Genomic DNA, 23,079 nt, shown 5'->3' on the forward strand with positions numbered 1-23,079 from the left:
CGCTATTTCCTTGCTCATATTTGAGCATTTAGAGCCAATTTTTAACGCGGCAAGAGCAACGTAGCTAGTTTTTCTGTTTCTTCGGCAAAATGTCCATCAACTTACAAATAATTCCAAGCATAATTTCATCGGCTCCACCACCAATTGAACCAAGGCGACCATCACGATAAAGTTGAGAAGCAGGGTTATCCCACATAAAGCCATTGCCGCCCCAATATTGCAGACAGGTATCAGCGACTTCACGAGTGAGACGACCCGACTTGAGTTTCGCCATTGAAGCCAACATCGTGACATTTTCCCCAGCAATATGCTGTTCACAAGCTTGATACGTCAGCGCCTTTAATGCTTCAACTTCAGTCATTAACTCGGCGAAGCGGAAATGTACATATTGGTTATTAATCAAGGGCTGACCAAAAGTAGTACGTTCTTTAGCGTAATCAATCGTTTGTTGAATGACTTTTTCTAAACCGCCTACTGCATTGGCACATGCCCACATACGTTCCTCTTGAAACTGCATCATTTGCATCATGAAACCCATGCCTTCTGCACCAACCAAATAACGCTGCGGCACTCGAACATTATCAAAATAGACTTGAGCAGTTGTTGTTGAACGCATACCTAATTTATTCAGTGGCTCTGAAAAACTGATACCCGCAGTCTTCGCAGGCACAATAATCATGGATTTATTGACATGAGGTTTGTCATCTGAAGTATTGGCAAGTAAACAGAAGAAATCCGCTTGCAGTGAATTGGTAATCCACATTTTGCTGCCGTTAATCACATAATCATCGCCATCTTTTTTTGCAGTGGTTTTGATTGCTGCTACGTCTGAACCTGCATGCACTTCTGATACTGCAATTGATGCCACATATTCACCACGAATCGCAGGATTCAAAAATTCTTCTCTTAATTCTTTGCTACCAAAACGAGCAAGTGCAGGTGTCGCCATATCGGTTTGCACACCGATCGCCAGTGGCACACCACCACATGCAGCACGCCCTAATTCTTCAGCGACAACAAGGTTATATGAATAATCCAAACCCAAACCGCCATTTTCTTCTGGCTTACAAATACCCAGCAAACCTAAATCTGCCATTTTCTTAAAAACGTCATGAATCGGAAAGCGTCCCGCTGCTTCCCATTCTGGAATAAATGGATTTAGTTCATTTTCTACAAACTGACGTGCGGTACGACGTAATGCTTCATGCTCTGCGGTAAATTTCATTATTTTTTCCTTAAAAATTACATATTCTTAAATCCCTACCAACCTCCCTTTTCAAAGGGAGGAGTTCCCCTCTTTAAAAAGAGGGGCTAGGGGAGATTTCTTAAAATCTCGATACACCAAACCGTGTTGGATTAAGTTGACGTTGTTGTGCTTCATAAATGGTTTGTAGCAAGAAGATCAGGACTTTACGCGTATCTCTTGGATCGATAATGCCATCGTCATGCAACATTGCTGTATTAAACAAAGCAGTCGATTGCTGTTCTAATTTCATCGCAGTGCTTTGCTCTAGGAAATCCAACATTTGCGGATTCGGTTCCATTCCAGAAGCTTTCTGTTTACCTTCTGCGACGATACGCAACACTTTCCCCGCTTGTGCTGCCCCCATTACCGCAACATGTGAATTTGGCCATGCAAAGATAAAACTTGGAGAGAGACTACGCCCACACATCGCATAGTTGCCTGCACCGTAGGAACCAGCCACAATAATCGAGATTTTCGGTACAGTCGCATTCGCAACTGCTTGGATTAATTTCGAACCATGCTTAATGATGCCGTTCTGTTCAGCATCTGTTCCCACCATAAAACCTGTAGTGTTATGCAGGAATAAAAGTGGTCGTTTGGTCTGCTCACACAGATGAATAAATTGTGCTGCTTTGACCGCACCTTGTGGTGTGATAGGTCCATTGTTGGTAATAATGCCAATATGTACACCACCCATTTTCGCCCAACCACATACGGTTAAAGCATCGTATTCCTGTTTAAACTCAAGAAAATCTGAATCATCAATAATACGAGCTACAACCTCTTTCATATTAAAAGGTTGCTTTGGATCTTTGGGAATAATGCCAAGCAACTCTTCAGGCGCGAAACGCGGTTCTTTGTAGTTTTGATTTAGACTAGTGGTTTGTTCCTTCCAATTCAAATGCTCTAAAATCTCACGAGCAAGTCGAATCCCATCTGCATCATTTTCCGCCAAATATTCTGCTACACCTGAAACTTGGGTATGCATTTCAGCACCGCCCAACTCTTCAGCCGTTGCCACCTCACCAGTCGCAGCCAATAACAATGGCGGACCAGCCAGTAACATTTCGGTTTGTTTGCGCACCGCGATCACATAGTCAGACAGACCAGGCTGATATGCTCCACCTGCTGTGGCATTACCATGTACCACCGAAATTTGTGGAATCCCTGCCGCAGACATCCGTGCTTGATTGGCAAATGTCATACCGCCATAGGTAAATACTTCAGCAGCATAGTTAAGATTCGCCCCACCACTTTCCGTTAAAGTAACAATCGGTAGTTTTTGTTCAAGTGCGATTTTCTGTAAGCGTAAGGTTTTCTGTACACCCATCGGTGACATAGTTCCACCTTTGATCGCACTATTACTCGCAGAGACTAGGCAGCGTACACCACTAACAAAACCCAAACCCGCAATAATCCCACCACCTGCTTCTGAGCCATCTTTATCATCATGCATGTTGTAGCCAACTAGACCACATAACTCGACAAAAGGTGAATCCGCATCCAATAGTAAGCGCACACGTTCTTGCGGCAAAATTTTGCCTTTCTTATCAAACTTTGGTTTAGCCGCATAAGATTTATCAATACTCTTTTGCTGTACTGCACGTACTTCCGCAATTTGATTCAACAAAGCTTCACGGTTTTGTTGATACTGCTCACTACCGACTGCAATTTCAGATTGGAGAATGGTCATTCTTCTTATTCTCCAGCTTTGTCTTTAAAAATTTCTGGAATAAAAGCACGATGGAAACCATTAAAAGACTGGCTATTGGTTGCATCTGCCAATGGATACATGCGTGTTCCCTGAGATGCAGCACCATCAATACGTAAAGTTACCCCTGAAACAAAAGCCGCTGCATCAGAAAGCAAATAACAAATTGCTGAAGAAATTTCAGATTCTGTACCCATACGTTTTAGCGGAACATTACCTGCCAAACTCGGAATGATCACTTTGGCAAAGTCACCACTATAGTTGTCCATACCTGATGAAATAATCCATCCTGGCGCAACTGCATTGACGCGCACACCCGATTTACCCCATTCTACAGAAGCCGTTTTAGTCAGGTTATCCACACCTGAGCGTGCTGCACCTGAATGCCCCATACCTGGCATACCACCCCACATATCTGCGGTCATGTTGACGATGCTGCCCCCATGTTTAGCCATCCATTGGTTATAGGCTTCACGCATTAAATAGAATGTAGAATGCAAGTTATTGCGAACCACAGCATCAAAGCCATTAGCAGAAATATTTTCCAATGCCGAAGGAAATTGCCCACCTGCGTTATTCACTAAACCATCGAGCTTGCCAAATTTTTCAATGACTTCAGCAATCATGCTTTTGACTTGTTCTTCATCACGGTTATCACAAACGATAAAATGGACTTTTCCACCATCTTCGCTAATTTCTGCTGCAGTTTTTTCTAACTTTTCAATTTTTCGACCTGTAATCACAACTTGAGCACCTAGAGATGCCAGCTCATGTGCTGTACAGCGTCCAATACCTGAGCCACCACCTGTGACGATAATCACTTTGTCGTCAAATGCATCTGCTCTGAAAATTGATTGATAACCCATTTGATTTACATCCCTTACTTATTTTTCTAACAATTTCGCTGGTACTTTGACTGGCATATCTAACAACTGCTGTGCAAAAGCCTTACCTTGGGGATCAATGCGTAAACTTGTGATCCCACCGCCACCTAAGGCATTTTCCAACATAAAATTCAGTGCATTCATCGCAGGTAATTCATAACGAATGACCTTTGACTTTTCTGGATCTAAAACATGCTGCATATAGTCTGAAACATTTGCTTCAGTGAGCGCCGCTCGAATCCACGGCAAATATTCTGCTTTACGCGCAATCACACCAATATTGCTGTGGTTGCCTTTATCTCCACTACGAGCATGAGCAATCTCAATCAAAGGCACTTCTACTTCATCACCTTTATAAGTTGCGACATCACCAGTTGGATAGGGAACAAAATTCTGTGTAGCTAAGCCTGTTGGAATCTGAACTGGATGACGTTGCCCCTCAAAATCAACCTCAATCTTGATTTGATCTTTATCAATCAAGAAAGAAAACAACTTGACCACTGCTGAGGCTTTAGGGCGACCACCGACAATGCCCGCTAATGCAGGTGCCATACCTGTAGAAGCTTGTGCGATTTCCGAAGCGAAGAACATACACGCTTCTTTAAACAGATGTTTGACTGCAATTTTGACCACGACTTCACGACTTTCTTTAATGCGTGCATGTGCCCCATAGGTGCTTTCAATACCTAAAATTTCGATCGATTTTTCTGTAAATGGAGGAACAGAACGTAAAGCCAATACACGCTCACATTTATTAATAATGGCATTGGCAATGGTTTGTGCTTTCTCAGGCGCTTCGCGACCTGCGATTAAGAAACTGACTAAAACACGATAACCATCAGCATAAGTGGCACTCACTTTATATTGTTGAGTTGGTGCTCGACCTGTTGCACCTGTAACTTTAACTCGATCATCACCCACTTGTTCTAAATAGACTTGGCTAAAATCAGCTGTCACATCAGGAAGTAAATAGGCTTGTGGATTGCCAATTTCATAAACGATTTGCTCTGCGACCGTTGCAGTCGACACTAAACCACCTGTACCTTGTGGTTTAGTCACAACAAAAGAGGAATCTGCACTGACTTCTACAATTGGAAAGCCCATGTTGTCAAAGCCTTGTACTAAACGCCAATCAGTAAAATTACCACCTGTACATTGAGCACCACATTCAATTACATGCCCAGCCAATGAACCTTGTGCGAGTTTGTCATAGTCATCCAATGACCATTTGTATTCATGCAACAAAGGTGCAAGTACCACAGCCGAATCAACTACACGACCTGTAATCACAATATCCGCGCCCAAATCCAAAGCGTCACGAATAGCAACAGCACCTAAATAGGCATTACTGCTCGCCACATGTGCAGGCAAAGGCTCACCATTAAACATTTCTTTGATATATTTTTGCTGTAGTTCAGTGTGCTTTGGCAATACATCGTCACCAAGTACCACAGCTACTTTTAAATCTAAGCCCTTTTCATCAATGATTTTTTGTAAAGCATCACGACAAGCTAAGGGATTTACCCCACCTGCATTACTGATTACTTTGATTTTCTTTTCAGCAATTTTATTGATCAGTGGAGACATCACACGACTAACAAAATCCAATGCATAACCATGATTAGGATCAGTCATCATTGCTTTAGCCATGATTGACATGGTAATTTCAGATAGATAATCAAAGACCAAATAATCAATATCACTCAGATGCACCAACTGAAAAGCAGCTGTATTGGTATCGCCCCAAAACCCAGAAGCACATCCAATTTTTACTAACTTTTGGTCATCCTGCTTGACGCTTGTCATGAGCTTTCTCATTATTATTAAAAACAACACAACATTACCAAGCAAGTGCTTGGTTTGTAAAGTGCAGAATGATATGCTGTATTAGCAAAAACAGACAAATTCAAGCAAATGCTTGTTATAAAAAGATAAGACAATTCATGAAATGAATTTTGTTACAATACACTTTGATTAAACGGGATAGACGGACAGGCATGATCGCAACTTCAATTGAGCAAATACCAAAAATCGTATGTTTTGACGATAGCCCACGTGGACGTTTGCTCTTAGGTGCCGCCTATCTGTTTTATAAGCAAGGCTATGATAAAACCACGGTTCGCCAACTTGGTGAATTTATTGGTATTCAATCAGGTAGTCTCTTTCATCACTTTAAAAGTAAAGATGACATTCTTGCTACTGTGATGGAACAAACCATTATTTATAACTTTGCACGGCTTAAAGAAGCGGCTGAACGATCAAATGATCCTGAACAGCAATTGCGTGATTTAATCAGAGCTGAATTGATTTCAATTACTGGTGATACTGGAGCGGCTATGGCGGTGCTGGTACATGAATGGTTTGCTCTTTCTAAAGAAAAACAAGAATACCTTTTGAAAATGCGTAATGAATATGAGCAAGTCTGGCTTGATGTGATTGAAAAATTACGTACTCAAGGCAAAGTCAAACATGATGCATTTATTTGGCGACGTTTGGTCGGTGGTTCTATTTCCTGGACGGTGACTTGGTATAGACCTGAAGGTAAAGTCAAAATTGATGAATTGACAGAAATGGTTTGGGAAATGGCTTTGAAATGAGTTATCGAATGCATCCAAAACAACTAGAAAATGTATTTGCGTTAACAAGCAAACAACGTTATGAACATTTTATTTCAAAAGTTTGTGATTGGGAGGAACTTTGGATTCTAGAAGACAATAATGAAAATTTCCTAATTATTACTCCGCAACAGGACCTCGAATATTTACCTGTATGGCCTCATGCTGACTACGCATTAGCTTTTCATGAAGTTTACCCATCGCTTAAACCATCACAAATACAGTTAGATACCTTTCTTGAAATATGGCTTCCAAATTTAAATAATGACGGTCTAAAAGTAGGCGTGTTACCTAATCTAGGAACAACCGTTTGGATTATAGATCCTCTCGATTTAAAAGAAGAATTAGAAAATGAACTAAAGCAATATGAATAAAATAGAAAATATTTATTTACGTAAGCCTCAACTCAGTGATTTAGCTGAAATCAAAAAAGCCTACCAAAATAGTGTTCATCTACATCAACCATGGACATATCCTCCTACAGATTTTGAACAATACCTACAGCAAGAATATCGTTATTTTGTCTGTTTAACTGAAAACCATACAATTGTAGGAACCTTTAATATATCGAATATCATTCGAGGTCACTTTCATTCTGCTTATATAGGCTATGAAGCCTTTTATCCATATATAGGTCTTGGATATATGCGACATGGGCTTCAACTTATTTTACAAGAAGCTTTTCAAACACTGAACTTGCATCGATTAGAAGCGAATATCCAACCTGAAAATTCTCGCTCCATTCACCTTGTGGCAGGAGCAGGCTTTGTTAAAGAAGGGTTTTCACGCCAATATTTACGCGTTGGTGGTAAAGAATGGAAAGATCATGAGCGTTGGGCGATTTTAAATCATGAGTGGATTGAATCCACATAATTTTAAAAGGGGATGAATTAGTGATCACCCCCTTTTTTACCAATTAATATTGCAACTGCTTACTAATCAAATCCTTCATAATTTCTTCGGCACCACCACCAATCATATTCACCTTCACTTCACGATAAATGCGTTCGGACTTCATACCTCGCATAAAACCCATACCACCCAAGGTCTGTACCGCAGCATCAGCACAGAATTGCATCGTACGAGTAGCAACGTTCTTAAGCATTGATATCTGTGCAATGAGCTCACTACCTTGCAGTTCTTTTTTTCCCATTCGATATGCAGTATCTTCCAATAACGCACGAGTAGCTGTAAGTTGCGTAGCCATATCGACAAGTTTATGACGTACCACTTGATGATCAATTAGGCGCTTGCCAAAGGTTTTACGTTGTTGTGCCCATTCCAAAGCTTCTTCATAGCAAACTAATGCATAACCATAGGCTATCGCTCCTAGCCAAAAACGCTCCATATTAAAGTTATTCATAATCACTTTAAAACCAGCATTTTCCTGACCAAGCAAATGACTTACTGGTACCCTCACTTCATCAAAATGTAGGTGTGCTGTGTCAGAAGCCCACCATCCCATCTTTTTTAAAGGTGATTTTGTAATCCCTTCACTATGCGCATCTATCAAAAGCATCGAGATCCCTTATGGACCTTGTCCATTCGGATCTGTACGTACTGCAACCGTATAATAATCAGCTCGAATACCTGAAGTAATAAAGGTTTTCTCGCCACTCACAATATAATAATCCCCGTCACGAACTGCTTTTGTTTTTAAAGCGGCAACGTCGGAACCACCACTCGGTTCAGTAATCGCTAGGGCTGAAATTTTTTCACCTGCAATAATTTGCGGCATAACTTCATCACGAATCTCAGGACGTGCAAAGTGATGAATCGGTGGAGTACCAATGCTATGAATCATCAATGAAATATGAACCCCACCCGATGCTGCTTTTGCCATCTCAATTGCAGCAAGCAATACATGAAATGCATCAGCTTCAGGAATTCCTCCATGTTCTGCATCGAAACCTAAACCAAGTAAACCAATGCTAGCAGCTTTTTGATAAAGTTCTCGCGGAAAAGTGCCTGCTTCATCCCATTCATTTACATAGGGTGAAATTTCTTTTTCAACAAAGCGTTTAACACTATCTGCAAAAGCTAGATGTTCAGATGTGTAATAAATTGGGTTAAGTGATAAACCATCCATGCTTTTTCCTAAATTATTATTTAACTCATTCTTGTTATGCGGATAAGGCTTTAAAATCAACTTCCTCTTGATTCAAAGCCTTTAAAATTTGTATTAATAGCCAAGTTGACGGCTAGCGAGATCTTTCATGATTTCCTCTGCCCCACCACCAATCATGTTGACTTTCACTTCACGATAAATACGTTCTGATTTCGTACCACGCATAAAGCCCATACCACCTAATGTCTGTACCGCAGCATCAGCACAAAATTGCATCGTTTGTGTTGCAACATTCTTAAGCATACAAATTTGCGCAATCAGTTCATTTCCCTGTAATTCAGGTTTTCCTAAACGGTAGGCTGTATCTTCCAATAATGCGCGAGTTGAAGTTAAACGTGTCGCCATATCCACCAGCTTGTGACGAACGACTTGATGATCAATTAAGCGTTTACCAAAAGTCTGACGCTGTTGGGCCCAATCCAAAGCTTCTTCATAACAAACCAATGCATAACCATAGCTACTGGCAGCAAGAAAAAAACGCTCCATGTTGAAGTTGTTCATGATGACGAAGAAGCCCATATTTTCTGCGCCGAGTAAATTTTTAGCTGGCACGCGCACATTATCAAAATGCAAATGAGCTGTATCCGATGCCCACCAACCCATTTTATCTAGTTTTGATTTTGTAATGCCTTCACTATGGGCATCAATCAGCAACATTGAAATACCATTAGCACCCTTCGCATCGGGATCAGTTCTCACCGCAACAGAATAATAATCTGCACGAATACCTGATGTAATAAAGGTCTTTCCACCACTGACAATATAATCATCACCATCTCGGACCGCTTTAGTTTTTAAAGCTGCAACATCTGAACCACCACTGGGTTCAGTAATTGCCAATGCAGAAATTTTCTCTCCCGATAAAATTTTTGGTAATACTTCAACTTTTACTTCTTCTTGAGCAAAATGTTGAATTGGTGGTGTACCGATCGTATGTGAAAGCAAAGATGCAGCCAAACCGCCTGATGCACATTTCGCTAGCTCGACTGAGGCAAGTAGAGTATAGAATGCATCCGTCCCCGCAATACCTCCATAATTTTCATCAAAGCCAACGCCGAGCAAGCCAATATCGGCTGCTTTTTTATAAAGCTCTCGAGGAAAGGTTTCTGCTTCATCCCATTCATTAATAAAAGGGCTAATCTCTTTTTCAGTAAAGCGCCTAACACTCTCAGCAAATGCTAAATGTTGCTCAGTATAATATATGGGATTAAGTTGCATGCTTGCTTCCTGACGATTATTGGTCATTGTTTTCGAATATTTAGTGAGCACTAAGCTATCAAAACCAAAATAACCAAGCAAGCGCTTGGCAAAATTTAAGATTAAAAAAATATTCAATTGGTTCGTTTACTTTAACTTCCTACAAGGAATCATTCATCCCAATGGAACTTAGATTTTTAACAAACTACGAAATCCTCGAGTTGAATAATATGATTGGGCGCCATTGTGATAGGTGAAAACTCGTTCGTAGCGACTATCACAAAAAATAGCTCCTCCTTTTTCCCGAATATCATCTGGCGTTTTCACCCAACTCGAAGTCTTTAAATCAAAATGTTCAACAGACTGTAATTGCTTATATTGTTCTTCTGTCAGCAATTCAACCCCCATCACTTCTGCTTCATTAACAGCATCGCTAATTGGTTTATGCTCTTTCCGTGAATTGAGTGCATCTCGATCGTAGCAAAGACTTCTGCGACCTTTGGGTGATTCTAATGAACAATCATAAAATATGATGTCAGATGAGTCTGAATATATTGATACTATGTCAGGTTCTCCACCTGTTTCTTCCATTTGATGCAATGACCATAATTTATCTGGTACTTGTTTTAATCTTTCCTCAACCTGATACCAACTTAAGTTCAAATGTCGATGCATGTTGTTTTCAAAGCGAATTTTTAATTTTTCCAACAATAACTTCTTCTCACTCTCAACCAATTGTTTTTCCATTATATTTACACTCCACTTTTTCAATAATCTATTATTTATATCTATGTAAATGATGAAAACTAGAATAACCACTTAATCAAATTTTCACTTAAATGATCCATTTTATAAATATTTAGATTAAAAATAGAACAAAAAACACGTCTGACTTTTAGCTATTATAGAAATTTGAGTTCAGAATTTTTACTAATTATATATATGATTTATTTAAACTTAATGATTTTTATAGCTCTTAGATTTAATATTAACTATGAAATAAAGTCACTAACTATTAGCCTATTTCTCCAGAGATACTCAAATTTAGCCAAAGTAGCGACAAAAATTGCTTCTCCACCAATATGCATAATTCCTAATGTCGTCATTTCATGCCAAAACCACCATATTATAATCAAACAAATAATGCACCAAAATCCATTTGCTATAACAAGAATATTGATGAGAGTAGCTGATCGCCTTCTATAATTTGCTAGTATAAATGAATAACATGCATACAATAAGTTGATACAACCAATGAAAATGATGATGTTTTTTGATAAATGATACATTTGACTTAACGATTGTGCTGCAAGCAAAACTATTAAACCTGCTGAAACAGCTGCACAACAATCTACCCATAAAATATTCTTTTGGATCATCATTATAAATAATCTAAGTCTTTATAGGGATATTAGCATAAACCCTATTTTCTTTTTTGCAATAAAAAACACCCCTAACCGTTAGGTTAGGGGTGTTTAGTATTTAAAAGCTGGCGATGACTTACTCTCACATGGCAAACGCCACACTACCATCAGCGCGAAGAGGTTTCACTTCTGAGTTCGGGAAGGGATCAGGTGGTTCACTCTTGCTATTGTCGCCAGCAAACTGTTGTGGTGTTTTCGGGTCTTATTCACATTAATTAATAATGTTTGCCTTACTTACGATCCAAAGAGTTATTAACGGATTAGATAATTGGTCTGTATTGTAACTAGTTTGTACACTAAATCAAGTTATGTATTGAATTTATCTTGAATACAACAACTGTTTGGGTGTTGTATAGTCAAGCCTCACGAGCAATTAGTATTGGTCAGCTTCACACGTCACCGTGCTTCCACACCCAACCTATCAACGTCCTAGTCTCGAACGGCTCTTTAGAGGAATAAATTCCTAGGGAAATCTTATCTTGAGGTAGGCTTCCCGCTTAGATGCTTTCAGCGGTTATCCCTTCCGAACATAGCTACCCGGCGATGCCACTGGCGTGACAACCGGTACACCAGAGGTTCGTCCACTCTGGTCCTCTCGTACTAGGAGCAGATCCTCTCAAATTTCCAGCGCCCACGGTAGATAGGGACCGAACTGTCTCACGACGTTCTAAACCCAGCTCGCGTACCTCTTTAAATGGCGAACAGCCATACCCTTGGGACCTGCTTCAGCCCCAGGATGAGATGAGCCGACATCGAGGTGCCAAACACCGCCGTCGATATGAACTCTTGGGCGGTATCAGCCTGTTATCCCCAGAGTACCTTTTATCCGTTGAGCGATGGCCCTTCCATACAGAACCACCGGATCACTAAGACCTACTTTCGTACCTGCTCGACTTGTGGGTCTCGCAGTTAAGCGCGCTTTTGCCTTTATACTCTACGCGTGATTTCCGACCACGCTGAGCGCACCTTCGTACTCCTCCGTTACTCTTTAGGAGGAGACCGCCCCAGTCAAACTACCCACCAGACATGGTCCTCGTCCCGGATTACGGGACAGAGTTAGAACCTCAACATTACCAGGGTGGTATTTCAAGGACGGCTCCATTGGAACTAGCGTTCCAACTTCAAAGCCTCCCACCTATCCTACACAAGTAAGGTCAAAGTTCAATGTCAAGCTGCAGTAAAGGTTCACGGGGTCTTTCCGTCTAGCCGCGGGTACACTGCATCTTCACAGCGATTTCGATTTCACTGAGCCTCTGCTGGAGACAGCGCCGCCATCATTATGCCATTCGTGCAGGTCGGAACTTACCCGACAAGGAATTTCGCTACCTTAGGACCGTTATAGTTACGGCCGCCGTTTACTGGGGCTTCGATCAAGAGCTTCGCTTACGCTAACCCCATCAATTAACCTTCCAGCACCGGGCAGGCATCACACCCTATACGTCCACTTTCGTGTTTGCAGAGTGCTATGTTTTTAATAAACAGTTGCAGCGGCCTGGTTTCTGCGGCTGCCAACCGCTCAGGGAGCAAGTCCCATCACCGTCAGCAGCGTACCTTCTCCCGAAGTTACGGTACCATTTTGCCTAGTTCCTTCAGCAGAGTTCTCTCAAGCGCTTTGGTCTACTCGACCTGACCACCTGTGTCGGTTTCGGGTACGATTCCTGTGTAACTGAAGCTTAGAGACTTTTCCTGGAAGCATGGTATCAGCCACTTCACTGTACAAGTACAGCTTGCTATCGACTCTCAGCATAGAGCACCCCGGATTTGCCTAAGATGCATGCCTACGGTCTTCCACCTGGACAACCAACGCCAGGCTGACTTAACCTTCTCCGTCCTCTCATCGCATTACACAGAAGTATTGGAATATTAACCAATTTCCCATCGACTACGCCTCTCGGCCTCGCCTTAGGGGTCGACTCACCCAGCCCCGATTAACGTTGGACTGGAACCCTTGGTCTTTCAGCGAACGGGTTTTTCACCCGTTTTGTCGTTACTCACGTCAGCATTCGCACTTCTGATACCTCCAGCATACTTCTCAATACACCTTCATCGGCTTACAGAACGCTCCCCTACCACTTGACTAATGTCAAATCCGCAGCTTCGGCACATAGTTTTAGCCCCGTTACATCTTCCGCGCAGGCCGACTCGACTAGTGAGCTATTACGCTTTCTTTAAAGGGTGGCTGCTTCTAAGCCAACCTCCTAGCTGTCTATGCCTTCCCACATCGTTTCCCACTTAACTATGATTTTGGGGCCTTAGCTGGCGGTCTGGATTGTTTTCCTCTTGACTACGGACGTTAGCACCCGCAGTCTGTCTCCCGGATAGTACTCATTGGTATTCGGAGTTTGCATCGGTTTGGTAAGTCGGGATGACCCCCTAGCCGAAACAGTGCTCTACCCCCAATGGTATTCGTCCGAGGCGCTACCTAAATAGCTTTCGGGGAGAACCAGCTATCACCAGGCTTGATTAGCCTTTCACCCCTATCCACAAGTCATCCCCTGGCTTTTCAACGACAGTGGGTTCGGTCCTCCAGTTAGTGTTACCCAACCTTCAACCTGCTCATGGATAGATCGCCTGGTTTCGGGTCTATACCCAGCAACTAAACGCCCTATTAAGACTCGATTTCTCTACGGCTCCCCTATTCGGTTAACCTCGCTACTGAATATAAGTCGCTGACCCATTATACAAAAGGTACGCAGTCACCGAACAAGTCGGCTCCCACTGCTTGTATGCATGCGGTTTCAGGATCTATTTCACTCCCCTCACAGGGGTTCTTTTCGCCTTTCCCTCACGGTACTGGTTCACTATCGGTCAGTCAGGAGTATTTAGCCTTGGAGGATGGTCCCCCCATATTCAGACAAGGTTTCACGTGCCTCGCCCTACTCGTCATCATTATGTGTGCCCTTTCGTGTACGGGAATATCACCCTCTACGTTCGCACTTCCCAGAGCGTTCCACTAAAACACACATAACTTAATGGGCTGCTCCCCGTTCGCTCGCCGCTACTAAGGGAATCTCAATTGATTTCTTTTCCTAAGGGTACTGAGATGTTTCACTTCCCCTCGTTCGCTTCATAAACCTATGTATTCAGTTTATGATACCCGCCTTATAGCGGGTGGGTTCCCCCATTCAGAAATCTCCGGATCAAAGGATATTTGCCGCCTCCCCGGAGCTTTTCGCAGGCTATCACGTCTTTCATCGCCTCTGACTGCCAAGGCATCCACCACATGCACTTAATTACTTGACTATACAACCCCAAACAGTCGTTAACACATACAAGTGAGTGTTATCGTTGCAAACTTAATTGCTACTGGTTTGTTGTCTGTGAATTTAATCACCATACAGCTTCAATCTAAATTCATATACCAAAACGCTTGATTCAGTGTTTTTGCTAGTTCTCAGATTAAATATTAATTTAACAATTACTTGTTATCTTCCTATTTAATCGAGTTTGAACAATTTATTTCAGACTCAATTTTCTAATCTGTTAATGATTAACTACCACCTCGTCGGTGCGTAGTAAACTGTGATAAATCACAGAAGTTAAGAAGCTATTTGCTTACTAAGTTCTGTAATCTTTAGCTCCAAGCTTCGTTCTATGTGTGCCTGCGCACAGCATAGCTGTTTGCTTAAATTCTCGGACAAAGCGTTGCTTTGTTTACCCTCGAATTTGGTGGAGACTAGGAGAGTCGAACTCCTGACCTCCTGCGTGCAAAGCAGGCGCTCTACCAACTAAGCTAAGTCCCCAGCTTTAATCATAATGAACGACATATCTTTTTATCTAGCAGCTTGTGATTATTCATCACTTCGTCAGTAGTGGTGGGTCTGACAAGACTTGAACTTGTGACCCCACGCTTATCAAGCGTGTGCTCTAACCAACTGAGCTACAGACCCTCAGATACATCTTCGAAGAACAACTTGTTGTGGATTCTTACCGGTCACCAATCTTTCGTTAAGGAGGTGATCCAGCCGCAGGTTCCCCTACGGCTACCTTGTTACGACTTCACCCCAGTCATCGGCCACACCGTGGTAAGCGTCCTCCTTGCGGTTAGACTACCTACTTCTGGTGCAACAAACTCCCATGGTGTGACGGGCGGTGTGTACAAGGCCCGGGAACGTATTCACCGCGGCATTCTGATCCGCGATTACTAGCGATTCCGACTTCATGGAGTCGAGTTGCAGACTCCAATCCGGACTACGATCGGCTTTTTGAGATTAGCATCACATCGCTGTGTAGCAACCCTTTGTACCGACCATTGTAGCACGTGTGTAGCCCTGGCCGTAAGGGCCATGATGACTTGACGTCGTCCCCGCCTTCCTCCAGTTTGTCACTGGCAGTATCCTTAAAGTTCCCATCCGAAATGCTGGCAAGTAAGGAAAAGGGTTGCGCTCGTTGCGGGACTTAACCCAACATCTCACGACACGAGCTGACGACAGCCATGCAGCACCTGTATCTAGATTCCCGAAGGCACCAATCCATCTCTGGAAAGTTTCTAGTATGTCAAGGCCAGGTAAGGTTCTTCGCGTTGCATCGAATTAAACCACATGCTCCACCGCTTGTGCGGGCCCCCGTCAATTCATTTGAGTTTTAGTCTTGCGACCGTACTCCCCAGGCGGTCTACTTATCGCGTTAGCTGCGCCACTAAAGCCTCAAAGGCCCCAACGGCTAGTAGACATCGTTTACGGCATGGACTACCAGGGTATCTAATCCTGTTTGCTCCCCATGCTTTCGTACCTCAGCGTCAGTATTAGGCCAGATGGCTGCCTTCGCCATCGGTATTCCTCCAGATCTCTACGCATTTCACCGCTACACCTGGAATTCTACCATCCTCTCCCATACTCTAGCTTCCCAGTATCGAATGCAATTCCCAAGTTAAGCTCGGGGATTTCACATCCGACTTAAAAAGCCGCCTACGCACGCTTTACGCCCAGTAAATCCGATTAACGCTCGCACCCTCTGTATTACCGCGGCTGCTGGCACAGAGTTAGCCGGTGCTTATTCTGCGAGTAACGTCCACTATCCAAGAGTATTAGTCTCAGGAGCCTCCTCCTCGCTTAAAGTGCTTTACAACCATAAGGCCTTCTTCACACACGCGGCATGGCTGGATCAGGGTTCCCCCCATTGTCCAATATTCCCCACTGCTGCCTCCCGTAGGAGTCTGGGCCGTGTCTCAGTCCCAGTGTGGCGGATCATCCTCTCAGACCCGCTACAGATCGTCGCCTTGGTAGGCCTTTACCCCACCAACTAGCTAATCCGACTTAGGCTCATCTATTAGCGCAAGGTCCGAAGATCCCCTGCTTTCTCCCGTAGGACGTATGCGGTATTAGCATTCCTTTCGGAATGTTGTCCCCCACTAATAGGCAGATTCCTAAGCATTACTCACCCGTCCGCCGCTAAGATAAGGTGCAAGCACCTCATCTCCGCTCGACTTGCATGTGTTAAGCCTGCCGCCAGCGTTCAATCTGAGCCATGATCAAACTCTTCAGTTAAAATCATTTTGCACCTTAGTTAAGACAAGGTGCTAATTCTGGCTCATCAATTTTCTGACTAAAAATTCGCTCAAATAAACTTCGAGAAATTTCTACCATTCAATCAATGAAAATTATTTCGATCGATCAACCAGTAAAAATCCACACAAGTTGTTCTTCTATTCTCTTAATGATCTTCTCGATGATTCGTCATCATCAAGCTAGGTCGGCTATATTACTCTAAATTTCTTTAAAGTCAACAGGTAATTTAGATATTTTTAAAACTTATCAACCAACCCAAGAATCCAACCATTTTAGCCAAATCCTTGTTTCTCAACAAGTTTTTATCCGCATCACCGCCGATGGATGTGCATTCTACAGTATTTCTAATCGCTTGCAATACCTTTCCAAAAAAAACTTATTCAACAGAACACTTTTTAGACTGAATAGTAATTTTTTATCATTTAGATTTGGTATTAAGAACTTTTTTTAAACAATTAACTCCAGTAGAATGTGCCACTTGGTTCACATTTTTGGTTTTTTTTGATTGAAAGTACGGTTTTTACATGCAACAGCTCAATTTATATTGCTTATAGTTTCAATAACTATAGGTCACCTTTGTTACGCTCGTTCAAATCATACCTTTTATGAACTGACGTTAACTATCTTAAGTTATACTAAATGGCCGAACACATCTAAACCCGTGATTTGTGTTTTAGATAATCCAGAAGCAGCCAATCAATTTCAAACGAGTATTAAGCTGCTCACGTACGACTATCAGGTTCAATCTGTTAATACAAAAGAATTTCCTAGAACAGAATGTCATGTGGCGTATTTTTCAAATACCTCACCTCAACAACAACAATCTTTAATTCAGTCTTACCCATCTCGCTATTTACTTTCACTGAGTACTAATAATCCTGCATGTGAAATAGGCAGTATTTTTTGTCTTTACAATAGAAAATCATTTCCTACGTTTAAAGTTAATTTGGATGCATTAAGTTATTCCAAGGTTCACATCGACCCTCGAGTCTTAATCTTGGCGAAGAACACGGAGTAGTTAAAGTGATTTCAAATTTATATCGATCTACTTCATTACATGCATTATTCCGTAAATCTCAATTTACTATTTTTGCTATTACTTTTGTGATTTGCTCATGTACTTTCGCTACGATTTCTATGTTTACAATGGAAACCTACGCCAAACAAAATCTGCAGTTGTTAAGCCAAACGGTTATTGAACGGATTCAACCAGCAGTCGTGTTTAAGGATAAAGGGGCAATTGATCAAATTTTAAAGGATTACACAACCGAACACGCCATACGTAGTATTCATGTTTATGATCCACAACAACAATTGTTAGCAGAAAGTACAAAAAAAATAGCCAGTACGTCTTTTTTACAAAAAATGTTGGATGAATGGTTCCTGCATGATCCAATTAAACTGATGATTTTCCACCACCAAAAGAAGGTCGGAGAATTGGTTCTTTATGGTAGCTCAGAAAATATTGTTCACTTTTTAAAGACGATTATTATTGGTTTAGCAATTTCAATGTTTTTTATCGTGATTGCATTACTTTGGTCAGTCAATTTAACTTATCGTCAAATTATGCAAGCAATCAAACCACTTACACATATTGCTCAGCTAGTCAGTGATCAAAAAGCTTATAACTTAAGATTTCCTAATAATCACATTAAAGAATTCCAAAATTTGAACAATGTATTTAATGAGCTATTAGAGGAAATTCAAATTTGGAATACGAACCTACAAAAGGAAAACAGGCAGTTATCCTTCAAAGCTCATCATGATCAACTTACGACACTTCCTAATCGTCATTTTTTCTATGAAGAATTATTGAATATCTTTGAAAATCCAAGTTATAGAGAAAATTCTGCTTTAATTTTTATTGATAACAATAAATTTAAAGTCATTAATGATCGTTATGGACACTTAGCAGGTGATGCTGTTTTAAGAGAAATGGCACTACGTTTAAAACAATCTGTCAGACAAGAAGATTTTATTGCTCGCTTAGGTGGTGATGAGTTTGCGATTATTTTGCATTCAATTCATCACGCTGATCATCTCGAAGCGATTGCTGAAGGTTTACTCGCAAGTTGTAAGGAACCTTTAGATTTTAACGGTGAAATTATTCACTTTGGTTTTAGCTTAGGTATCGCTTTCTCCCAGTATGCAGAGAATCCAGAAGATTTGGTAGTGCAAGCAGATCAAGCGATGTATAAAGCTAAAAATTTAATCCCTCATTGGTTTTTATATAAACCAGAAATTTAGGACATGTTATGCGCGCTCAAACCATTAAAATTTCATTTATAGCGTTACTCTGCCTAACATTGGCTGGCTGCTTGAGTTTTGGTCCATTGAAGTATCGTCAGGTCAAAATGTTAAAAAAAGAAGGCTTTGTGCTGACAGAAGAAGGCTGGAGCTTAGGATTACCTGAACGATTACTTTTTGATTTTAATAAATCAGATATTAAACCTGAGAATGGCAAAGAAATTGTTCGCTTGGCCAAACAACTTAACAAGTATGATCTACAAAAACTCAAAATCGTGGGTCATACAGATGATATTGGAAACCCTGAATACAATCAGAAGCTTTCTGAAGAGCGAGCTCAAAGTGTTGCAGGCATTTTCTTGAACGAAGGCTTTAAACAAACAAATTTAAATGTGATTGGTCGTGGTTCAAATCAACCGTTCGTACCTAACACATCAGATGAAAATCGAGCTAGTAATCGTCGTGTAGCGATTATTATTATTCCTTAAAGTAAAACTTACTGAGAAAAGCCAACTGTAATGTTGGCTTTTTTTATTTTAGCTCAATGATATCTATTGTCGGTGGAACTCTGAATCGAAATGGTACACCAACCATACCTGTACCTACGGTCACAAATACATCAGCATGTTCGTGGGTATAAAAGCCCTTTTTATGCCCTAAAATCGAGACTCGCTTCATAATATAATTAGTAATCCACGGCAATTCAATTTGCCCACCATGAGTATGTCCAGAAACCATCAAAGGTCGTGTAGGCAATTCTGGAACCATATCTACGGTATCAGGGTTGTGAGACAATATTAGCCATGGTTTATTCTGTGGTAATTCAGGCATGTATCGCATGTTCGCTTTACCTGCCCAAAGATCTCCAACACCGATCAATCGAAACTCGTCAAACTCAACAATCTTCCCCTCTATATCTATAACATCATTGTGTTCTAATGCTTGTTTCAACAACGCTTGAATCGGTGGCCCAGGATATTGCTCATCATGATTACCAGGTACTGAATAAACTGGCGCATGGATTTCACGCAAAATTGCTAACTCTTGAACCAATCTATTTTCAGGCTCATAAGTCCAATCACCTGCAACGACAACAAGGTCTGGTTGTTGCTGATTCAGTTTTTTAACGATGGTTTTTAATTGGCGTTCATGTCCTGAAAATAATCCAACATGCATATCGGCAACAACTGCCAATTTTATTGGTCTAGTAAACTCTCGGTCTGGATGTAAACGATATTGATGATGCTTCACTTGAACAATATGAGGTTCAATAAATCGAGCGTAAATTAACAAACTACTCAATAAAAATACGAAAGTACTTTGGTGCAGACTATAATAGTCAGACCAACCTGTATATAAGCTAAAAAACCATAGTGGAATTAACAAATAGGATAAATAAAAGGCTAATAAATGAATAAACGCTTTAAAAGGATGTATAGTTTCAGTCCGAGATTGATGAATCCAAGCTTGAATTAATCCCCAAAGTGCTAGAAGTGCAAAAATAGCATAGAAAATAAAAATAACTGTATCTGAACTATACATTACAGACTTCATCAACCTCACCTAAGGACAGCATGCTTATATTTATCTTTTTTGATGAAATGCTATACTCAAGCACAACATTTAATCAGTAATAATTATGACGCAATTTTCTCAGATAAATAGTCAGCATACACATATAAGTACAACTACTTACAATAAAACTATGCTTGCGATTTATTGCAGTATTGCGATCGGCGTTAGTGGCTGTAGTACCTTACCTGAACATAAAACCTTGCCTACAGCTTCAGTTGCCGTAGAACCTATTGACACTTCAGAAACCACTTTAGCTCAAATCATCGAGCCTTTACAGCAACAAAACCCAAATTTGACTGGGTATCATGTTCTTTTTGAACCTTTAGAAGCATTGGCGGCTCGTCTAAGTTTAATTGATAAAGCTGAAAAAACTTTAGATCTTCAATATTATATTTGGGATAATGACAAAGTCGGTGCACTCGCCTTACATGCACTGATTCGAGCAGCGGATCGCGGCGTCAAAGTACGCTTATTGATTGATGATAATAATGCCAAACAAACTGAAGGGATTTTCCTCGCCTTAGCACAGCACCCTAATATTCAAATTAAATTATTTAATCCATATCGTTTTCGCAAATATCGTGCTTTAGATATGATTTTTGACTTAAAACGCATTAACCGTCGGATGCACAATAAGAGCTTTATTACAGACCATCAAGTTGCCCTGATCGGTGGTCGAAATATGACAAATCAGTACTACAATGTTAGTGATAGTTATCAGTTCTCTGATGTTGATGTCATGCTTTTCGGTACGGCAGTCAATGATATTTCCCAATCTTTTGATGATTATTGGAATCATGAATATGCTTATGATGTTAGAGAAATCGTCAATCCCAAATCACATCGCTTGAGCTACGAAAGTTTAAAACAACAATTAGATGATCACTATAAAAAATCAACAGTGCAGAATTATCTTGATTTAACCAGCGAATCCACCGCGATCAAGTCACTAATGAATCGCGAGATTGCATTAGACTGGGTTAAAGCTGAAGTAGTAAAAGACTCTCCCGACAAAGTGAAAGCAAAAGCAAAAAAGCATGAACATTTAAACTTTCAGCTGATCAATCACCTAGAAAAACCTGAAAAAAATATCGACTTGATCTCTGCTTATTTCGTTCCAGAAAAAAAGGGTGCGAAAACATTAGGCGACTTAGCGCAAAGTGGTGTTAAAGTTAGAGTTCTAACGAACTCTTTTAAAGCCAATGATGTCGCTGTAGTACACGCTTTTTATGGTAAGTATCGTCAGAGATTGCTTGAAGACGGCGTTCAACTTTATGAATTTGTACCAGCTTTAGACAAAGAAGATTTGGATAAGCATACCGATGATTTGGCAAAAAAAGCCAAGGTCAATATGAAAGGTTTAAGCCGTTCAAGTTTACATGCCAAACTGATGGCTTTAGATGAAAAACAGGTATTTATTGGCTCCTTTAATTTCGATCCACGCTCAGCTTATCTCAATACAGAAATCGGGGTTTTATTAAATAGCCCACCTCTAGCCCAAGCTGTTCATAACACGATGGATCAAAATTTAAGCAAGTATGCATATAAACTGGTGCTCGATGCCAACAAAAAAATTAATTGGCAACGTCAAACTAATGAAGGCATGATTAATCACACCAAAGAGCCTCGAATGAAATGGTGGCAAAAAGCTGGTGTAAAATTCCTGTCATGGCTACCTATAGAAGGCTTTATGTAACATCGCTGTCAGGCATCACTTTTAATACCTTACGATGTAACTCAGCAAGTCCCTCTCTCATCTTTTGATCAACTTCTTTGGTCAGTGTATCGACTGTATGTCCAGTTACAGGAATTGCAGGTAAAGTTAGTAAGTGAGCCGTGACTTGAGGCATTTCCAAAACTCTTTGTACATGCTCTGCAAAAGACATTTCACCAATAAAAGGTGCGATCATGTCCAATTCACCTTGTTGGTTGACATAGCAAATCACGCAAATCTGCACAGGACGCTGAGCTTCAATCGCTGCCCCCAATAATCGACCATGAACTTTTTTGACTTTACGACCATCTGTCGTGGTGGCTTCTGGGAAAAAAAGAACAGGAATATCTTTTTTCAAAAACTCAGTGATCTGTTCTTTAATTCGGAGAGAATCACCTGAACCACGTTTAATAAAAAGTGTTCCACCGCCCTTTGCAAGATTGCCTAAAATTGGCCATTTCTCAACTTCAGCTTTTGCCAAAAAGAAAATGCGAGCACCTGAACCAAGCACCGCTACATCTAACCATGAGATATGATTGCTCACCCAAAGCGCTGACTCACGAGGAATAGTTCCATGAACTTGTACCTCAATATTGAAAACCTCGCATAAACGTCGACAAAAATACTGTACATAACGTGTGTTAACAGGGTTATTAGGATCTTTATATAAGCCGTGACGATAAATGAGATAAAAACCTTCACCAATCGTTTCTAAGCCCGAAGCCAATTTTCTACTGTATAAACTAAATTTTGATAACAAATTTAAAGGTGTACCAGTAACTGCTGATGTTTCTTGAGTCATAAATCACTAAAACCGTATGCAAGTCTGCA

General features: G+C 40.9%; 16 protein-coding genes, 2 tRNA genes, 3 rRNA genes and 1 pseudogene. 7 read left to right on the forward strand and 15 right to left on the reverse strand.

Annotated elements, in window-relative coordinates; genetic code table 11:
- Positions 1-64: 64 nt before the first annotated feature.
- From F948_RS11920 to F948_RS11935, 4 genes are all read right to left on the reverse strand, one after another.
- On the reverse strand, positions 65-1,225 hold the full coding sequence (locus F948_RS11920; RefSeq protein WP_004950258.1) for an acyl-CoA dehydrogenase family protein: 1,161 nt from the start codon (positions 1,223-1,225) through the stop codon (positions 65-67).
- Between the two features lie 100 nt (positions 1,226-1,325).
- Positions 1,326-2,939: an acyl-CoA carboxylase subunit beta gene (locus tag F948_RS11925; RefSeq protein WP_004964157.1), complete on the reverse strand. Its 1,614-nt coding sequence runs from the start codon at positions 2,937-2,939 to the stop codon at positions 1,326-1,328.
- A 5-nt stretch (positions 2,940-2,944) separates the two neighbouring features.
- Positions 2,945-3,823 (reverse strand): SDR family oxidoreductase, encoded by an 879-nt coding sequence (locus F948_RS11930; RefSeq protein ID WP_004964160.1) that lies wholly within the window; start codon positions 3,821-3,823, stop codon positions 2,945-2,947.
- Between the two features lie 18 nt (positions 3,824-3,841).
- Complete coding sequence (locus F948_RS11935) at positions 3,842-5,647, reverse strand: acyclic terpene utilization AtuA family protein (RefSeq protein WP_004964163.1); 1,806 nt, start codon at positions 5,645-5,647, stop codon at positions 3,842-3,844.
- 191 nt (positions 5,648-5,838) lie between these two features.
- On the opposite strand from F948_RS11935, the gene F948_RS11940 reads away from it, so the two are divergent.
- The 3 genes from F948_RS11940 to F948_RS11950 are packed head-to-tail and all read left to right on the forward strand — an operon-like array spanning position 5,839 to position 7,329.
- Complete coding sequence (locus tag F948_RS11940) at positions 5,839-6,438, forward strand: TetR/AcrR family transcriptional regulator (RefSeq protein ID WP_004964166.1); 600 nt, start codon at positions 5,839-5,841, stop codon at positions 6,436-6,438.
- On the forward strand, positions 6,435-6,830 hold the full coding sequence (locus F948_RS11945) for a DUF2750 domain-containing protein (RefSeq protein ID WP_228128838.1): 396 nt from the start codon (positions 6,435-6,437) through the stop codon (positions 6,828-6,830). The genes F948_RS11940 and F948_RS11945 overlap by 4 nt, the downstream gene beginning before the upstream one ends.
- A gap of 1 nt (position 6,831) precedes the next feature.
- Entirely contained in the window at positions 6,832-7,329 is a 498-nt protein-coding gene (locus tag F948_RS11950; RefSeq protein WP_100222376.1) for a GNAT family N-acetyltransferase, read from the forward strand.
- A 43-nt stretch (positions 7,330-7,372) separates the two neighbouring features.
- Here the strand turns inward: F948_RS11950 and F948_RS11955 are convergent.
- From F948_RS11955 to F948_RS11995, 9 genes and pseudogenes are all read right to left on the reverse strand, one after another.
- Positions 7,373-8,545: pseudogene (locus F948_RS11955) on the reverse strand (acyl-CoA dehydrogenase family protein).
- 93 nt (positions 8,546-8,638) lie between these two features.
- Positions 8,639-9,802, reverse strand: a complete 1,164-nt coding sequence (locus tag F948_RS11960) for an acyl-CoA dehydrogenase family protein (RefSeq protein ID WP_004964184.1) — start codon at positions 9,800-9,802, stop codon at positions 8,639-8,641.
- A 168-nt stretch (positions 9,803-9,970) separates the two neighbouring features.
- The gene (locus tag F948_RS11965; RefSeq protein ID WP_004964186.1) at positions 9,971-10,528 is read right to left on the reverse strand and encodes a DUF4256 domain-containing protein; all 558 of its coding nucleotides are present in this window, start codon (positions 10,526-10,528) and stop codon (positions 9,971-9,973) included.
- A gap of 245 nt (positions 10,529-10,773) precedes the next feature.
- Entirely contained in the window at positions 10,774-11,163 is a 390-nt protein-coding gene (locus F948_RS11970) for a hypothetical protein (protein WP_004964189.1), read from the reverse strand.
- Positions 11,164-11,268: 105 nt separating this feature from the next.
- Positions 11,269-11,383: ribosomal RNA gene (gene rrf / locus F948_RS11975) — 5S ribosomal RNA — on the reverse strand.
- A gap of 174 nt (positions 11,384-11,557) precedes the next feature.
- Positions 11,558-14,448: ribosomal RNA gene (locus tag F948_RS11980) — 23S ribosomal RNA — on the reverse strand.
- A 424-nt stretch (positions 14,449-14,872) separates the two neighbouring features.
- Positions 14,873-14,948 (reverse strand) — tRNA-Ala (locus F948_RS11985).
- Between the two features lie 70 nt (positions 14,949-15,018).
- Positions 15,019-15,095 (reverse strand) — tRNA-Ile (locus F948_RS11990).
- A gap of 59 nt (positions 15,096-15,154) precedes the next feature.
- Positions 15,155-16,691 (reverse strand): 16S ribosomal RNA (locus tag F948_RS11995).
- Together the 16S, 23S and 5S rRNA genes with 2 tRNA genes alongside form the textbook arrangement of a ribosomal RNA operon.
- Positions 16,692-17,256: 565 nt before the next feature.
- Between F948_RS11995 and F948_RS16165 the strand changes: the two genes are divergently transcribed.
- The 3 genes from F948_RS16165 to F948_RS12005 are packed head-to-tail and all read left to right on the forward strand — an operon-like array spanning position 17,257 to position 19,447.
- Positions 17,257-17,730 carry a regulatory sequestration protein YfiR gene (locus F948_RS16165; protein ID WP_075696875.1) on the forward strand — a complete coding sequence of 158 codons (474 nt, stop codon included), beginning with the start codon at positions 17,257-17,259 and terminating at the stop codon, positions 17,728-17,730.
- Positions 17,731-17,735: 5 nt separating this feature from the next.
- Positions 17,736-18,959, forward strand: coding sequence for a diguanylate cyclase DgcN/YfiN (locus tag F948_RS12000; protein WP_004964192.1), 1,224 nt, complete (start codon positions 17,736-17,738; stop codon positions 18,957-18,959).
- Between the two features lie 8 nt (positions 18,960-18,967).
- Positions 18,968-19,447, forward strand: a complete 480-nt coding sequence (locus tag F948_RS12005; protein ID WP_004964195.1) for an outer membrane lipoprotein YfiB — start codon at positions 18,968-18,970, stop codon at positions 19,445-19,447.
- Between the two features lie 43 nt (positions 19,448-19,490).
- Here F948_RS12005 and F948_RS12010 read toward each other — a convergent pair whose 3' ends face one another.
- On the reverse strand, positions 19,491-20,501 hold the full coding sequence (locus tag F948_RS12010; protein WP_005403209.1) for a metallophosphoesterase: 1,011 nt from the start codon (positions 20,499-20,501) through the stop codon (positions 19,491-19,493).
- Positions 20,502-20,664: 163 nt separating this feature from the next.
- On the opposite strand from F948_RS12010, the gene F948_RS12015 reads away from it, so the two are divergent.
- Positions 20,665-22,230, forward strand: coding sequence for a phospholipase D family protein (locus F948_RS12015; RefSeq protein ID WP_017397356.1), 1,566 nt, complete (start codon positions 20,665-20,667; stop codon positions 22,228-22,230).
- Here the strand turns inward: F948_RS12015 and F948_RS12020 are convergent.
- Positions 22,223-23,050 (reverse strand): lysophospholipid acyltransferase family protein, encoded by an 828-nt coding sequence (locus F948_RS12020; RefSeq protein WP_004909182.1) that lies wholly within the window; start codon positions 23,048-23,050, stop codon positions 22,223-22,225. The genes F948_RS12015 and F948_RS12020 overlap by 8 nt on opposite strands.
- Positions 23,051-23,079: the final 29 nt, after the last annotated feature.

The organism is Acinetobacter junii CIP 64.5, assembly GCF_000368765.1.
In the GTDB taxonomy this organism is placed as follows: domain Bacteria; phylum Pseudomonadota; class Gammaproteobacteria; order Pseudomonadales; family Moraxellaceae; genus Acinetobacter; species Acinetobacter junii.

Coding starts and splice junctions, on each gene's coding strand:
- F948_RS11935 (WP_004964163.1), bottom strand. CDS start 5,647: ATGACAAGCGTCAAGCAGGATGACCAAAAGTTAGTAAAAATTGGATGT.
- F948_RS11940 (WP_004964166.1), top strand. CDS start 5,839: ATGATCGCAACTTCAATTGAGCAAATACCAAAAATCGTATGTTTTGAC.
- F948_RS12015 (WP_017397356.1), top strand. CDS start 20,665: ATGCTTGCGATTTATTGCAGTATTGCGATCGGCGTTAGTGGCTGTAGT.
- F948_RS12010 (WP_005403209.1), bottom strand. CDS start 20,501: ATGTATAGTTCAGATACAGTTATTTTTATTTTCTATGCTATTTTTGCA.
- F948_RS11925 (WP_004964157.1), bottom strand. CDS start 2,939: ATGACCATTCTCCAATCTGAAATTGCAGTCGGTAGTGAGCAGTATCAA.
- F948_RS12005 (WP_004964195.1), top strand. CDS start 18,968: ATGCGCGCTCAAACCATTAAAATTTCATTTATAGCGTTACTCTGCCTA.
- F948_RS12020 (WP_004909182.1), bottom strand. CDS start 23,050: ATGACTCAAGAAACATCAGCAGTTACTGGTACACCTTTAAATTTGTTA.
- F948_RS11920 (WP_004950258.1), bottom strand. CDS start 1,225: ATGAAATTTACCGCAGAGCATGAAGCATTACGTCGTACCGCACGTCAG.
- F948_RS11960 (WP_004964184.1), bottom strand. CDS start 9,802: ATGCAACTTAATCCCATATATTATACTGAGCAACATTTAGCATTTGCT.
- F948_RS11970 (WP_004964189.1), bottom strand. CDS start 11,163: ATGATGATCCAAAAGAATATTTTATGGGTAGATTGTTGTGCAGCTGTT.
- F948_RS11930 (WP_004964160.1), bottom strand. CDS start 3,823: ATGGGTTATCAATCAATTTTCAGAGCAGATGCATTTGACGACAAAGTG.
- F948_RS11965 (WP_004964186.1), bottom strand. CDS start 10,528: ATGGAAAAACAATTGGTTGAGAGTGAGAAGAAGTTATTGTTGGAAAAA.
- F948_RS11945 (WP_228128838.1), top strand. CDS start 6,435: ATGAGTTATCGAATGCATCCAAAACAACTAGAAAATGTATTTGCGTTA.